Here is a 14,989-nt window from a genome sequence, read left to right as displayed (position 1 = left end):
CGTCCCGCCCGCCCCGCCCTGTCCCGTCCCGTCCCGTCCCGTCCCCTAGGCCCGCGGAGGGTGTCCCGCATATGTCGACCGAGCCGGCAGACCCCCCGCACGGTACGAACCCCGAGCACGGTGCGAGCCGTGACCACAGCGCGAGCCGCGAGCACGGTGCGAGCCGTGACCACGGTGCGCACCGCGCTCGTGGTGCGCATCCTGTACCCGGTGCGCACGCCCCGCGTCCCCTGGACCGGCGTTCGCCGCTCCCCCTCTGGGCGCAGCTGCTCGCCGACCTGCGCCGGCGGATGGACGCCGGTGCGTTCACCGAGGAGTTCCCCGCCGAGCACCGGCTCACCGCCGAGTACGAGGTCAGCCGGCACACCGTTCGCGAGGCGCTGCGCAAGCTGCGCGCCGACGGCCTGGTGATCGCCGAACGCGGGCGCGCCAGCCGCCTGGACACCCGCCGCATACAGCAGCCGCTCGGCTCGCTCTACAGCCTCTTCCGGGAGCTGGAGGGGCAGGGCGTGGAGCAACGCAGCGAGGTGCTGCGCCTGGAACGGACCGCGGACGGCACGATCGCCGGGCATCTGGGGCTGGTGCCGGACGCACCGCTGGTCGTACTGGAACGGCTGCGGCTCGCGGACGGTGAACCGCTCGCCCACGACACCGCGTATCTGCCCGCCGAGATCGCCGAGCCCCTGCTGGAGGCGGACTTCGGGCACACCTCCCTCTACGGCGAGCTGGCGCGGCGCTGTTCGGTGAAGGTCACCGGCGGCCGGGAACGCATCCATCCGTTCCTGCCGGACATCCGGCAGGCGTGGCTGCTGGGGCTCGCCGACCGGGAGCCGGCGTTCGCGATCGAGCGGCTGGGGCGCTCCGGGGCACGGCCGGTGGAATGGCGCGAAACGGTGGTCCGCGGCGACCGGTTCACGTTCGTGGCGGAGTGGTCGGACACCAGCCCGGCCGTCGCACTGGCCCCACGCGCGGCGAACCCCTCCGTCGAACACGCCTCGGCCCCCTCTGCCCCACGCGCCTCGGACCCATCACCCGACCCACACACCTCGGGCCCATCCGACCCTCACGCCTCGGGCCCATCCGACCCCCACGCCTCGGGTCCGTCCGCCTCGCGCGACTCGGATCCTTCCGCTCCACCCCCCGCACATCCCCGCTCGTATCCCTCCTCGTGTCCCTCCGCCTAGCGTGTCCGTCCTCATAGCCGCCGCGGCGCTGCCGTGCGGGCTGCTGATAGGTCTGCTGCTGGGGGCGCTCGGCGGCGGCGGTTCGGTGCTTGCGGTGCCCGTGCTGGTGTACGTGCTGGGGCAGTCGCCGCACGAGGCGACCGCGGGTGCGCTGGTCGTCGTCACGGTCGGCGCGGTGAGCGGCCTGCTGTGCCACGCCCGTGCGGGCCGGGTCCGGTGGGCGGCCGGCGTCACCTTCGGCGCCCTCGGGACGGCCGGCAGCTACCTCGGCTCCCGTTGGAGTGCGGCGGTTCCCCCGGCCGTCCTGATGGCGGCGTTCGCCGGGCTGATGCTCGTAGTTGCGGCGCTGCTGCTGTTACGGAGCCGGGGCGAGCGGCGTACGGCAGGGGCTGCCCGGTCTCCCACATCTCCCACGTCTCCCCGGGCCGCCCGATTACAGAGGCCTCGCCCCCACCGGCCGAACTCCGCCCTCCGCTCCGGCCGGGTCGTCGTGACCGCCTCCTGCGTCGGCCTGCTCACCGGCTTCTTCGGGGTCGGCGGCGGCTTCGTCGTCGTCCCGGCCCTCACCCTCGTCCTGGGCCTGGAGATGCCGGTCGCCATCGGCACGTCGCTGCTCGTCATCCTCATCAACTCCCTGACGGCGCTGGCGACCCGGGCCGGCACCGGCCCACTGGACTGGCCGCTGCTGGCCGGCTTCGCGGCCTGCGCGGCGGTCGGCAGCCACCTCGGCAACCGCCTGACCAGCCGGCTGCCCGCCCAGGTCCTGACCACCGCCTTCGCCACCCTCGTCACGCTGCTCGCCCTCACGACCGCAGCCGCCGCCCTCCCCCGCCTGTGGCCCCCGTAACCCAAGCCCCCCACCACCCACACCGCCAGCACCACCAACACCAACACCAACACCAACACCAACACCAACAACCCAAACCGAAACCGAAACCGAAACAGCAACAGCAACAGCAACAGCAACAGCACCACCAACAGACCGCCCTAGGAGGCCCCCTATGCCCCCCGCCCCCACCCCCACCCCCTCCCGTCACCAAGTCCTCATCGTCGGTGGCGGAACCGCAGGTCTCACCGTCGCCGCCCGGTTACGCCGGGCCGGGGTCGCGGACATCGCGCTGCTGGAGCCGTCCGAGACGCACTGGTACCAGCCGCTGTGGACCCTCGTCGGGGGTGGGCAGGCGCCGTTGCGTGCCTCGCTGCGTACCGAGGCGGAGCTGATACCGGCCGGTGTGCGCTGGCTGCGGGAGCGGGCCACCGGCGTGGACCCGGTCGCCCGTACCGTCACCACCGCCTCCGGGCGGGTGCTCTCCTACGGGCGGCTGGTCCTCGCCCCCGGTCTTGCCCTCGACTGGGACGGCGTACCGGGACTGGCCGCCGCCCTCGGCCACGGCGGGGTGAGCAGCAACTACCGGCCCGATCTCGCCCCGCTCACCTGGGACCTGATCCGCCGGATGCGCCGTGGTACCGCGCTGTTCACCATGCCGTCGGGGCCGGTGAAGTGCGGTGGCGCACCGCAGAAGATCGCGTATCTGGCGGCCGACTACTGGCGCAAGCGCGGCGTCCTCGGCAACATCCGCATCATCCTGGTGCTGCCCGAACCGGCGATGTTCAAGGTCCCGGTCTTCTCGGAGGCGCTGACGGAGACGGCCCGGCGGTACGGCATCGAGGTGCGGCTGAGTTCCGAGATGACCCACCTGGACGGTGCGGCGCGCGAGGCGGTGATCACCGATCACGCCACCGGCAGCAAGGAGACGGTCCGCTACGACCTGCTGCACGCCGTACCGCCGCAGCGGGCTCCCGAGTGGCTGGCGGACGGCCCGCTGGCCGACCCCGATTCCCCCTTCGGTTACGTCAAGGCCGACCGCGAAACCCTCCAACACCCCGATTTCCCCACGGTTTTCGCGCTGGGGGACGTGGCGTCGCTGCCCACCTCCAAGACGGGCGCGGCCGTCCGCAAGCAGGCCCCGGTCGTGGTCGCCAACCTCCTCGCGAGTCTGCGCGGCCGCCCGGCCACCGCCCGCTACGACGGCTACACCTCCTGCCCGCTGGTTACCGCCCGGCACAAGATGCTGCTCGCCGAATTCGACTACGACCTGCGGCCCGCCCCCTCGTTCCCCTTCCTCGACACGACCCGGGAGCGGACCGACATGTGGTTCCTCAAGCGGTACGGCCTGCCCCAGCTCTACTTCAAGGGCATGCTCAAGGGCCTGGCATAGGCACCGGCCTGAAGGTCGCTACGCCGCCGCGGCCGCCGCCTTCACGTCCGCCACCACACACCCCACGTTGTCGGGCGCGCCCGCCTCGTGGGCCAGGGCGATCAGTTCCGTCACGGCCTCGGCGGGACCGGGGGCGGTGGCCAGTACCCGCTGGATCGTCTCCGGCGGGACCACACCGGTCAGGCCGTCGGTGCAGAGCAGGTACCGCTCGCCGGGGCGGACCTCCAGGAGTGTCACGTCGGGGGCGAAGTCGGTGGCCGGGTCGAGGGAGCGCAGGAGCTGGGCGCGCTGGGGGTGGGTGGGGGCCTCTTCGGGGGTGAGGCGGCCCTCGTCGATCAGGGACTGGACGAGGCTGTGGTCGTGGGTGAGGCGGATGAGGCCGGTGTCCCGCAGGACGTAGGCGCGGGAGTCGCCGATGTGCAGGAGCCCGAGCTGCCCGCCGTGCTGGAGGAGCGCGGTGAGTGTCGTACCGGTGGTGTGGACCGTGCTCCCGGCGTCCGCGGAGCCGACCGCCAACGGGGCGTCCCGGAGGGCTTGGTGGGCGTTCCCGGCCGCCTCCTCCAGCGCGGCCAGGAGGTCCGCCGGGGGCAGGGTGGCCCGGCCGTCGGAGTCGTCGGCGTCGAGGTGCCGGAGGGCGTCGATGGCCGCGGTGGCGGCCGCGGCGCCGTCGGGACCGTAGCCGTCGGCGACGGCGAGCAGTCGGTGGCCCGCGTGGGCGGCGTCCTGGTTGGCCGGGCGGACCAGGCCGCGGTCGGTGCGGCCGGCGGCGCGCAGGGTCAGCGGGAGGGGCGAAGCGGTCATGGTGGTGACGTCCTTCCTGGAGAGCTGGTCCACGAGGAAGGCGGCCAGGTCGCGGCGGGCTGCCGTGTCGGCCTCGACCTGCGCCCAGTACGCGGCGACCGCCTCGGCCGCCGCGGCCGGTGCCAGCTCGCACACCTCACGGATGCGGGCCAGCGGCATGCCGAGCCGGCGCAGCCAGGCGACGAGCCGGGCCCGTTCCAGCTGGGCCGGGGCGTAGTGCCGGTAGCCGCTGTGCGGGTCGACCCGTGCCGGGGTCAGCAGACCGAGCTCGTCGTAGAGCCGCAGGGCCTTCGGCGAGAGCCGGGAGGCGCGGGCGAACGCGCCGATGGTCAGCAGCTCCACGCCGCACCTCCCGTCTCCATGCCGTCCTCCTCGTGCCGGGCTCCTCGCCCGGTGCCACCGATGCTGGGGCTTCCCCCAAGGGCAAGGTCAAAGGGCAGGGCCACTCGCCCGCCCGTGCCGCTCCCCCAGCGTCACTCGCCCGCCCGTGCCGCTCCCCCGACGTCACTCGCCCGCCCGTGCCGCTCCCGCCAACTGATTGAGGGCCGCCGCCGTCAGTGCCTCGACGCCCATGGTGAGGGTGGGCCGGACCACCGGGGCGAAGTGCGGCGAGTGGTTGGAGGGGATGTCCTGGGCCAGCCGGCCGGCGGCCAGCGCGGTGCGGAACGCATCGGGGTCCCAGCCGCCCAGCCACCAGTAGTAGAGGGGTGCGCCGGCCGCGGTCGCCAGCAGCCCGGCGTCCTCGCTGCCGGTGGCCGGTTCGTAGGCGAACAGCCGTTGCTCACCGAAGAGTCGGGTGAAGTCCTGGTTGACCTGCGTGAGGACGCCGGTGTCGTTGACGGTGACCGGGAAGGTGTCCAGGGTCGTGATCTCGGGGTCCCGGTCGGCGCCGGAGGCGGCGGCCTCGGCGCGGGCGATCCGTTCGACGGCGGCCAGGACGGCGGTGCGTACCGTCTCGTCGAAGGTGCGGACGCTCAGCCGCACGACGGCGCGGTCGGGGATGACGTTGGCGGTGTCGCCGGCGTGGAAGGAGCCGACGGTGACCACGGCCCGGTCCTTGGGCGCGACCTCGCGGGCCACCACGGCCTGTACGCGCTGGACGAAGGAGGCCGCCATCAGGATGGGGTCGATGGTGGTCTCGGGCCGCGAGCCGTGGCCGCCGGTGCCGTGGAAGGTGATCTCCAGGCTGTCGGCGGCGGCCATGCAGGCGCCGGGGCAGTACGCGATGAGTCCGGCGCCGAACGGGGCGACGTGCTGGGCCAGCACCACGTCGGGGGTGGGGACCAGGCCCTCGCTGTAGAGCCCGGCCTCGATCATCGCCCGGGCTCCGCTGCCGACCTCCTCAGCGGGCTGGAAGAGGACGACGAGGGTGCCGGACCAGTGTGCGCGGCCCGCGGCGAGCAGGTCGGCGGCGCCCAGCAGGCAGGTGACGTGCACGTCGTGGCCGCAGGCGTGCATCCGGCCGGGGACGGTGGAGGCGTAGTCCAGGCCGGAGGCCTCGGTGACCGGCAGCGCGTCCATGTCGGCGCGCAGCAGCACGACCGGGCCGGGGCCGTTGCGCAGTACGCCGGCGACGCCGGTCTTGGCGATGCCGGTGGTGACGTCGTAGCCGTGGCCGGTGAGCCGGCGGGCGACCTCGGCGGCGGTGCGGGTCTCCTGGAAGCCGAGTTCGGGGTGGCGGTGGAGGTCTTTGTAGAGCGCTTCGAGGTCCGGGAGGCGGTCGTCGAGCGGGGCCAGGACGGCGGCGCCGGCCGCCTGCGTCGTGTCGGCCGCCCTCCCCGTACCGGCCGCTCCCGCCCTGTCGGTCCGTTCCGCTTCTGCCGTACCGGTCTTTCCTGTCGTGTCGCTGTCGCTGTCGCTCATACGCGCATTCGACCATGGACCGCCGCCCGCCTTCGAGGGCCGGCCCCCGGTCGTACGCCCGCTGCCCTGGCCGGACTTAGCGGTTGGCCACCGCGGTCTTCGTGACACCGCAGCCCACTGCTGCAACCGTGGCTCACCCGCCTGCGACCGTCGATCCGCAGGCCGAGCCGACGAACGGAGGCTGACGTTGGCCACCTCATCCCAGCGACCGACCGGCGCGCCCCAGGACATCGCGGCCCACCTGATGGACCACGCCATGGGCCACCTCTTCTCCGCGGCGTTACGCACCGCGGCCCAGCACCGCCTCGCCGACCACCTCGCCGGCGGCCCGCGCACCGCCGAGCAGCTCGCCGCCGCCACCGGAACCCACGCCCCGCACCTGCGCCGGGTGCTGCGCTACCTCGCGACCCGGGGCATCTTCCACGAGGACGCGACCGGCGCCTACCGGCTCACCCCGGCCGCCCGCCCGCTCCGTACCGACGTGGCCGATTCCCTGCACACCGCCGTCCTGATGGTCACCGACGAGCTGTTCCTGCGGACCTCGGCCGGGATGCCGGAGGCGGTACGGCACGGCGGGGCGTCCTTCGAGCGGCTCTTCGGCGCGCCGTTCTTCGACCATCTGGGGGCGCACCCGACCACCCGGCAGCTGTTCGACGACGGGATGGCGTCGCTGTCCGCGCAGGTGGACGAGGCGGTGGCCGGTGCCTATCCGTTCCCCGAGACCGGCACGGTCGTGGACGTCGGCGGCGGCCGCGGCGGGCTGCTGCGTGCCGTGCTGCGCCGCCGTCCGCAGCTGACCGGGGTGCTCTTCGACCAGGCGCCGCCGCTGGCCCACCACCTCTTGGACGACGACGAGTTGAAGGGCCGCTGGCGCACCCAGGAGGGCGATTTCTTCGCGGAGGTACCGGCGGGCGGGGACGTCTACGTCCTCAAGCACGTGTTGCACGACTGGCCGGACGACCACTGCCGGCGCCTGCTGCGGGCCTGCCGTGCGGCGATGGCGCCCGGCAGCCGGCTGCTGGTCGTCGACTGTGTGCTGCCGCCGGGCAACGCCCCGCACTTCGGCAAGACCCTCGACGTGGCGATGATGGCGGTCCTCGACGGGCAGGAGCGCACCGCGGAGGAGTTCTCGACGCTGCTGTCGGCGGGCGGCTTCCGGCTGACGCGGGTGCTGCCGACCGCGGCGCTCCCGTCGATCGTGGAGGCCGTCGCCGAGTGACCGGCGCGCCGCGCCCCCGGGTGCCGCGCGACACGCCGTGCTCCCCCTCAAGGGCGGCACCCGGCGCCCGCGCTCTGCTGACCCGGTCCGCTCCGGCCGTACGGGCCCCCGGACGGCGGGTCCCCGGCCGACGAGAGGAGCCGACGCGCCGGTCCGCATGCGCGCCCGCCACCGCGACGAGGCGCACCGGCCGCCACCCCGCTGGAGCTCTCTTCGACCTGTGTTTCGTCGTGTCGGTCGCCCAGGCCGGCCGCCAGTTGGCGTATGCGCCGGCCGAGGGCCACTGGCGACACGGCGTGTCGGGCTTGCCGGTGTCGGGCTTGCCGGTGTCGTCCGTGCTGGTGCCGGTGTGCGCCTTCGCGGGGCGCCGGGCGGTGCTCGCGGCCGGGCTGGTGGCGTCGGCCACGGTCGCGGTGGCTGTCACCCTTACGGCCCGCCAGGGCACCGCCCTGGCGGAACAGGCCCGGACGGGACCGCCGGCGGGGCCCCGGAAGGGCGTCCCCCATAAGCGTGCCGAACGGCCGTACCTGCCCGGGCATCACCCTGATTGCGCATCAGATCCGGCCATCTTAGGACCCGCCCGGCCCCTGGCCAGCGGCGCGGCTCGTCCCGGCAGCCAGCTCATTCACCGTCAATTACCCACTAATGGCTCCCACTTCCCGAGGGCTCGCGCTCTTGTTCCCCCTGCTTCCCCCCCGGCCAGCGGAGGCGGTCCGACACAGACGCGGTAGGGTGCAGATTGCCCTTTTTATGACAGGGGGAATTCCTTGAGGGAGACCCCGGAGGGCACGCCCGCCGTCCGTACCTGAGGAGACGCCAGACATGGCCCGCCACGCCCAGAACCGCGTGGGGACGAGACTGTCCCGGCGCAGCAAGGCCGTGAGTGGTCTCGCCCTCTCCACGCTCGTCGGCACCGCCCTGTGGGCGTGGCCGGCCTCGGGCGACGACCACGAAAGCCGGACCGACGCCAAGAGCACCACGTCCACCACGGCTTCCGGCCCGGACACGCCACGCACCCCCGCCGCCGCGGCGAAATCCGCCCCGAACGCCGCACCCGGCGTCCCGGCCGGCCGCCCGATCCCCGGCCTCAGCGACGCGGCCCGCAAGGCGATACCGGCGGACTCCCGGCAGGTGCTCGTCGTCACCGGCAAGGACATGGACTCCTACGAGTCCCAGGTCGTCCTCTACACCCGCGACGAGGACTCCGACAACTGGGAACCCGGCCCGACCTGGTCCGCGCACAACGCCGCCCACGGCTGGACCGACGACCACCACTACGGCGATCTGCGCTCCCCCATCGGCGTCTACCCCCTCACCGACGCCGGCGGCCGGCTGCCCGCCCCGGACGGCACCAAGCTCCCCTACGACCACAACGACAGCTTCGTCGCCGACGGCACCGGCGTGGAGGGCGAGCCGCTGGCCGGCGCCTTCGACTACGTCATCGCCATCAACTACAACCGCGAGGCCGGCTCCTCCCCGCTGGACCCGCGGCGCCCCTGGGGCGACTACAAGGGCGGCGGCGTCTGGCTGCACGTCGACCACGACGGCCCGACCCAGGGCTGTGTGAGCCTCAAGCCCGAGGTGATGCGGGAGCTGCTGCGCACCCTCGACCCGGAACTGCACCCGGTCATCGTGATGGGACCGGCCCATTACTGAGCAGGCCGCGGCCGCCGGGCTCCCCGCCGGGCCGCGGGACGCACTGACCGACGTCCTCGGCCTGCGGGTCGGCCACGCCGGGCGGACCGGCGGGGGCGCGCTGACCGGCACCACGGTCGTCCTCGCGCCCGAGGGCGGCGTGGTCGCGGCCGTCGACGTGCGCGGCGGCGGGCCCGGCACCCGGGAGACCGACGCGCTGGACCCGCGCAATCTCGTGCCGCGCATCGAGGCGGTGGTGCTGACCGGCGGCAGTGCCTACGGCCTGGACGCCGCGTCCGGTGTCCTGGGCTGGCTGGAGGACCACGGCCGCGGCTTCCGTGTCGGCCCCGACCCCGCCCAGGTCGTACCGGTCGTCCCGGCCGCCGCGCTGTTCGACCTGGGCCGCGGCGGCGACTGGCGGGCCCGCCCGGACGCCGCCCTGGGCCGTGCGGCCGCCGAGGCCGCCGCGGCCACCGGTCCCGGCGCGCCGGTCGCCGAGGGCAACACCGGCGCCGGCACCGGAGCCGTGGCCGGCGGCTTCAAGGGCGGCATCGGCACCGCGAGCGCGGTCCTCCCTTCGGGGGCGACGGTCGCCGCGCTGGCCGCCGTCAACGCCGCGGGCTCGTTCGCCGACCCCCGCACCGGCGCCCTGTACGGCCTGCCGGACGCGGCCCGGCCCGACCCCGAGGTGCACACCGCCGCGCTCCGCCGGCTGGCCGAGGCCCGGGAGCTGTCCCAGGCCCGCGCGGCCGCCTCGGTCCGTCCCCCGCTGAACACCACCCTGGCCGTGGTCGCCACCGACGCCGCGCTCACCCGCGCCCAGGCCCAGAAGCTCGCCGGCACCGCGCACGACGGGCTGGCCCGCGCGGTCCGCCCGGTGCACCTCCTCTCCGACGGCGACACCGTCTTCGCACTGTCCACCGCCGCCCGCCCGCTGGCCCCGCCCGAGGCCGTCGCCGACCCCGCGTTCGGCGTCCACGTGGAGGCCGGTGCGCTGAACGACGTACTGGCCGCCGGCGCGGACGTGCTGGCCCGTGCCGTGGTGCGGGCGGCGCTCACCGCGGAGACGGTGGACGGGCCCGGCGGCTGCTTCCCCTCGTACCGGGACCTGTACGAAGGCGGCTGAGCGCCACTCCGGGATGCGGGCGGTGTGCACCGGGAGACGGTGGACGGGGCCGGCAGCCGCGTCCCCTCGTACCGGGACCTGTACGAAGGCGGCCGAGCGGCCTTCCGGGGGCGGCCGGTCAGACGCCGGCGGCGCCCAGCAGGGTCCCCGCCACGTAGGTGACCGCCATGGCCAGCGCGCCGCCGCCGGCGTTCCGCAGCACCGCGCGCCCGGGCGGCGCGGCCCCCATCCGGGCGCTGGACCAGCCGCAGCCGGCCAGCGCGACCAGCACCGCGGCCACCGTGATCCACAGCCGGTGCGCGGCGGGCGGCAGCACGATCGCGAGCAGCGGCAGCAGCGCACCGGCGGTGAAGGCGAGGAAGCTGGCGGCGGCCGCGTGCCAGGGGTTGGTGAGTTCGTCGGGGTCGATGCCCAGCTCGACCTCGGCGTGCGCGCGCAGCGCGTCGTGTTCGGTGAGCTGCTCGGCGACCTCGCGGGCGAGCTGCCGCTCCAGCCCCTTGCCCTCCAACAGGTCGGTCAGCTCGACCAGTTCCGCCTGGGGTGCGGTCGCCAGCTCCCGGCGCTCCAGCGCCAGCGCCGCCTTCTCCGAGTCGCGCTGGGTGGACACCGAGACGTATTCGCCGGCCGCCATCGACATCGACCCGGCCAGCAGCCCGGCCAGACCGGCCGTCAGCAGCGTCGCACGGTCCTGGGTCGCGCCGGCCACCCCGACGACGAGTCCGGCCGTCGACACGATGCCGTCGTTGGCGCCGAGCACCGCCGCCCGCAGCCAGTTGAGCCGGCTGCCGAGGCCGCCGCCGTGCGCCTCGTCGTGCTCCGGAGTCTGCAAGGTCACCTCCCGAGGGTCTCATCCGACCCCGTGTGCCCCGTCCGACGCCCCCGCCGCACCCCGGTTCGCCCGGTGGTAGAAACGGCCGTATGTCCGCACCGCCCCCCTCCCGTCCTCCCCAACACCCGCCGCCCACGCTCGTCCAGCCGGCTCCCGAGGCGCCCGGAGCGCCCGCGCCACGCCGCCGGCTGTGGTGGCACCGGCTGATATTCGGGCTCTGGTACCGGCCGGTGGAGGTCCTGGACGAGGCGCGGGACCGCAGCGCGTGGAGTGCCGCGGTGCTGCTGTCGTTGATCAGCGGTGCCATCGGGGTGCTGTCGGTGGACGCGTTCCGCGGCCAGTGGGCGGCCGACCGCTCGGCCGCGCTGCAGCTCGTGGGGCTGGCCGAGGCCGGGGTGCTGGTGGCGAGCCTGGCGCTGGGCGCGGTGACCCATGCGATCGCCCGCACGCTGGGGGGCAGCGGCCGGTTCGCGCCGACCGCGAGCCTGTTCATCGTGCTCTTCTGGGTGACGGACCTGCCGCGGCTGGCGATCGCCGCCTGGCTGCCGACCGACGCCACCTTCGTCCAGGCCGCGACCTGGACGACCTGGGGATTCGGCTACGTCCTCGCGGTGCTGCTGATACGCGGCCAGCACCACCTGCCGACGGGGAAGTCGGCGCTGTCGGTGACGGTGCAGATGCTGGCCGCGCTGGCCCTGCTCAGGCTCGGCCCGGTCCACTGAACCGGGCCGGCGCTCCCTCACTCGTCCCCGGGGCCGGCCGTCCGCGTCCGGCCCCGCGGCGCCGGTCAGCTACGGCTGGTCAGCTGCCGCACGAGCTCCTCGAACGCCTCCCGCTCCTCGGCGCTGAGCTCCACGCACTCCGCCGGGGGCCCGGCCGGCCCGGTCTGCCGCGGCACCGAGCCGAGCAGCTCCGGCGGTTCGGGGAGCCGCTCCGGGGCGGGCGTCGCGTACCGCATCCGCATCTCGCGCCGGTCGCGCCGCATGGCCGCCTCGTACCGGCCGTTCCGCAGCAGTCTGACGATGCCGACGACCCAGAGCACGGCCACCGCGAGGAGCACGCCGAGGCCGATCTGCTGCAGAATCGATACGGAGGGGAGCATGCGGTCCTCCAGGACGTATGAGGCGCTGGGCTAGAGCCAGTAGACACCACGCATCCACGGTTACAACAGAGGATCTTGGGACTTAAGTCCCGAAGTGACGCATCTCCTATGACATTTCGCCACATTTCTGGCGCCGCTCGTGGTCCCTACGACTGCATATACGTCCCCAAGGGGCCGATCCGTCAGGGTCGGGAAGGTTTCGTTGGACACCCCGGACGCTTCCGCGCGGAGCGGCGGGCCGCCCACGATGGCGGCACACCGCCCGCGACGTGAGGAGCCCGCCCGTGCCGCAGCCGCCCCGACCGCCCGCGTCCCCGTCCGCCCGCGCCCTCGACGGCATCCTCGTCGCGGACTTCAGCCGGGTGCTGGCCGGCCCGCTGGCCGCCGCGACGCTCGCCGACCTCGGCGCCGAGGTGATCAAGGTGGAGCGGCCGGGCACCGGTGACGACACCCGCGCCTGGGGCCCGCCGTTCGCTCCCGACGGGACGGCCGCGTACTTCGACGCCGCCAACCGCTCCAAGCGGGGCCTCGCCCTGGACCTCGCCGACCCGGCCGACGCGGCCGCGGCCCGCGAGCTGGCGCGCCGGGCCGACGTCCTGATCGAGAACTTCCGCCCCGGCGCACTCGCCAAGTACGGCCTGGACCACACCGCCACCCGCGCCGCCAACCCGGGCCTGGTGCACTGCACCATCACCGGCTTCGGCTCCGGCGCGGGGGCCTCGCTGCCGGGCTACGACTTCGTCGTGCAGGCCGTCGGAGGGCTGATGAGCATCACCGGCGAGCCCGGCGGCCCGCCCCTGAAGGCGGGGGTCGCGCTGGTGGACGTACTGACCGCCAAGGACGCCACGACCGGCATCCTGGCCGCGCTGCGCCACCGGGACCGCACCGGCCGGGGCCAGCTGGTGGAGGTCAATCTGCTGTCGTCCCTGCTGGGTTCGCTGGTCAACCAGGCGTCCGGCCACCTGGCCACCGGCCGCGACCCCGGTCCGATGGGCAACCGCCACCCGAGCATCGCCCCGTACGAGACGCTGGCCTGCCGGGACGGGCGGCCCCTGGCGGTGGCGGCGGGCAACGACCGCCAATTCCGGGCCCTGGCCACGGCACTGGGCGCCCCGGAGCTGGCCGACGACCCCCGCTTCGCCCGCAACCAGGACCGGGTGCAAAACCGTACGGACCTCATCAAAGCGCTGGAGGAACGACTGGCCTCCGACACCCCCGAGAACTGGACCGAGCGGCTGCTCGCCGCCGCCGTCCCCTGCGGCCCGGTCAACACCGTCCCGCAGGCCCTGGAGTTGGCGAAGCGGCTCGGGCTCGACCCGGTCACCCCGGTCGGCGAGGGCCGGATCCCCCAAGTCACCAGCCCGCTCCGGCTCTCGGACACGCCGGTGACACCGCCGACAGCGCCACCCCGCCTGGACGAACACGGCACCGCACTGCGAACCTGGCTGTCGGGACCGGCCGACCACCCCCTCCCACCGGAATGTGACCTTCATCACAACATGGCCTGACCCGCAACCAAATCTGCCCGTAGGTGCTGTTTACCAGCACGGAAATACACAACACCCCTGTATGGAGCAGCTCGTGACATCGCCGGACACCCCCGCGCCCGATCCGTCCCGCACCCCGCACCAGCTGTTCCCGTCAGCCGAGCAGCAGGTGACCGGCGCCCCGCGCCGCACCCGCCGGATGCGCCGCACGCTCGCGGTGACCGCCCTGCTCGCAGCGGGTGCGCTGGCCCTGTCGGCCTGTGGCGGCGACGCCGAGGCCGGCGGCCACGACGACGGGAAGAGCGGTCAGGCGGGCGCGGACGCCGCGGCCAAGAAGGACGCCTCGGACGCCAAGATCACGGTCTCCTCGAAGGACGGCGCCACCGACGCCAGCATCAACGGCACCGGTGTGAAGGTCACCGGCGGCAAGTTGACCGACGTCAAGCTCACCGTCGCCGACACGGGCGCCACCGTGGCGGGCGCCATATCGCCCGACGGCACGTCCTGGAAGCCCGGCGTCCAGCTGGAGCGCGGCACCAAGTACAAGCTCGTGGCGAACGCGAAGGACGCCAAGGGCCGTTCGGCCACCGAGAACGCCACCTTCACGACGGTCTCGTCGGCCAACAGCTTCATCGGCACCTACACCCCCGACAACGGCAAGACCGTCGGCGTGGGCATGCCGGTGTCCTTCAACTTCGACAAAGTGATCACCAACAAGAAGGACGTCCAGTCCCACATCAAGGTGACCTCCAGCAGCGGCCAGGAGGTCGTCGGCCACTGGTTCGGCTCCCAGCGCCTGGACTTCCGGCCGGAGGACTACTGGAAGGCCGGCTCCAAGGTCACCATGAAGATCGACCTGGACGGTGTGAAGGGCGGCAACGGCATCACCGGTGTGCAGTCCAAGACGGTCTCCTTCACGATCGGCCGCTCGCAGGTCTCCACGGTCGACATGAACACCCAGACCATGACGGTCAAGCGGGACGGCAAGGTCCTCAAGCGGGTCCCGATCTCCGGCGGCAGCCCCGAGCACCCCACCTACAACGGCCAGATGGTGATCTCGGAGAAGTTCGAGCAGACCCGGATGGACGGCTCGACGGTCGGCTTCGGCGGTGAGTACGACATCAAGGACGTCCCGCACGCCATGCGCCTGTCGTCGTCCGGCACCTTCATCCACGGCAACTACTGGGGCTCCCCCTCCGTCTTCGGCAACTCCGGCACCAGCCACGGCTGCGTCGGCCTGCGCGACAACAAGGGCGGCGGCGGCGACACCCCCGGCAAGTGGTTCTTCAACGAGTCGCTGGTCGGCGACGTCGTCGTCGTGAAGAACTCCCACGACAAGATGGTCCAGCCGGACAACGGCCTCAACGGCTGGAACCTGTCCTGGTCGGACTGGAAGGCGGGCAGCGCGGTCTGACGCGTATCCGTACCGAGCACGACGGTGGCCGGTCCCGGGGAGGGGCCGGCCACCGCGCTGTCGGCCCGGGGCCGGCTCCCGTCCGCCGGGAACGCTCAGGCCCGCCCCCA

13 protein-coding genes are annotated in these 14,989 nt (G+C 73.9%); 9 read left to right on the top strand and 4 right to left on the bottom strand.

Annotated elements, in window-relative coordinates; genetic code table 11:
* Positions 1-71 precede the first annotated feature (71 nt).
* The 3 genes from AB0G35_RS06705 to AB0G35_RS06695 all read left to right on the top strand — a co-directional run bounded on the left by AB0G35_RS06705 (position 72) and on the right by AB0G35_RS06695 (position 3,403).
* Positions 72-1,184: a UTRA domain-containing protein gene (locus AB0G35_RS06705; RefSeq protein WP_360944776.1), complete on the top strand. Its 1,113-nt coding sequence runs from the start codon at positions 72-74 to the stop codon at positions 1,182-1,184.
* Position 1,185: 1 nt separating this feature from the next.
* On the top strand, positions 1,186-2,031 hold the full coding sequence (locus AB0G35_RS06700; protein WP_360944773.1) for a sulfite exporter TauE/SafE family protein: 846 nt from the start codon (positions 1,186-1,188) through the stop codon (positions 2,029-2,031).
* Positions 2,032-2,185: 154 nt separating this feature from the next.
* Complete coding sequence (locus AB0G35_RS06695) at positions 2,186-3,403, top strand: FAD/NAD(P)-binding oxidoreductase (protein ID WP_360944770.1); 1,218 nt, start codon at positions 2,186-2,188, stop codon at positions 3,401-3,403.
* Between the two features lie 18 nt (positions 3,404-3,421).
* Here AB0G35_RS06695 and AB0G35_RS06690 read toward each other — a convergent pair whose 3' ends face one another.
* Both AB0G35_RS06690 and AB0G35_RS06685 read right to left on the bottom strand, forming a co-directional pair.
* On the bottom strand, positions 3,422-4,546 hold the full coding sequence (locus AB0G35_RS06690) for a MerR family transcriptional regulator (protein ID WP_360944767.1): 1,125 nt from the start codon (positions 4,544-4,546) through the stop codon (positions 3,422-3,424).
* A gap of 162 nt (positions 4,547-4,708) precedes the next feature.
* Positions 4,709-6,067, bottom strand: a complete 1,359-nt coding sequence (locus tag AB0G35_RS06685; protein WP_360944764.1) for an amidohydrolase — start codon at positions 6,065-6,067, stop codon at positions 4,709-4,711.
* 187 nt (positions 6,068-6,254) lie between these two features.
* Here AB0G35_RS06685 and AB0G35_RS06680 point away from each other — a divergent pair, with 187 nt between their 5' ends.
* From AB0G35_RS06680 to AB0G35_RS06670, 3 genes are all read left to right on the top strand, one after another.
* A complete protein-coding gene (locus AB0G35_RS06680) occupies positions 6,255-7,286 on the top strand; it encodes a methyltransferase (RefSeq protein ID WP_360944761.1) in 1,032 nt (343 codons plus the stop codon).
* An 822-nt stretch (positions 7,287-8,108) separates the two neighbouring features.
* A complete protein-coding gene (locus AB0G35_RS06675; protein WP_360944758.1) occupies positions 8,109-8,942 on the top strand; it encodes a L,D-transpeptidase family protein in 834 nt (277 codons plus the stop codon).
* Entirely contained in the window at positions 8,935-10,047 is a 1,113-nt protein-coding gene (locus AB0G35_RS06670) for a P1 family peptidase (RefSeq protein WP_360945319.1), read from the top strand. The genes AB0G35_RS06675 and AB0G35_RS06670 overlap by 8 nt, the downstream gene beginning before the upstream one ends.
* Positions 10,048-10,165: 118 nt before the next feature.
* Here the strand turns inward: AB0G35_RS06670 and AB0G35_RS06665 are convergent, their stop codons facing one another.
* Positions 10,166-10,882: a VIT family protein gene (locus tag AB0G35_RS06665; RefSeq protein ID WP_360944755.1), complete on the bottom strand. Its 717-nt coding sequence runs from the start codon at positions 10,880-10,882 to the stop codon at positions 10,166-10,168.
* A gap of 83 nt (positions 10,883-10,965) precedes the next feature.
* Here AB0G35_RS06665 and AB0G35_RS06660 point away from each other — a divergent pair, with 83 nt between their 5' ends.
* A complete protein-coding gene (locus tag AB0G35_RS06660) occupies positions 10,966-11,598 on the top strand; it encodes a YIP1 family protein (protein ID WP_360944752.1) in 633 nt (210 codons plus the stop codon).
* Between the two features lie 65 nt (positions 11,599-11,663).
* Here AB0G35_RS06660 and AB0G35_RS06655 read toward each other — a convergent pair whose 3' ends face one another.
* Positions 11,664-11,978 carry a hypothetical protein gene (locus AB0G35_RS06655; protein ID WP_360944749.1) on the bottom strand — a complete coding sequence of 105 codons (315 nt, stop codon included), beginning with the start codon at positions 11,976-11,978 and terminating at the stop codon, positions 11,664-11,666.
* A 284-nt stretch (positions 11,979-12,262) separates the two neighbouring features.
* Between AB0G35_RS06655 and AB0G35_RS06650 the strand changes: the two genes are divergently transcribed.
* The gene (locus AB0G35_RS06650; protein ID WP_360944746.1) at positions 12,263-13,486 is read left to right on the top strand and encodes a CaiB/BaiF CoA-transferase family protein; all 1,224 of its coding nucleotides are present in this window, start codon (positions 12,263-12,265) and stop codon (positions 13,484-13,486) included.
* 61 nt (positions 13,487-13,547) lie between these two features.
* On the top strand, positions 13,548-14,879 hold the full coding sequence (locus AB0G35_RS06645) for an Ig-like domain-containing protein (protein WP_360944743.1): 1,332 nt from the start codon (positions 13,548-13,550) through the stop codon (positions 14,877-14,879).
* The last annotated feature ends 110 nt before the right edge of the window (positions 14,880-14,989 follow it).

This window comes from Streptomyces sp. NPDC021749 (assembly GCF_040640655.1).
Taxonomy (GTDB): domain Bacteria; phylum Actinomycetota; class Actinomycetes; order Streptomycetales; family Streptomycetaceae; genus Streptomyces.
Note: the sequence above shows the minus strand (reverse complement) of the source record. Positions and strands in the feature narration are given on the sequence as shown.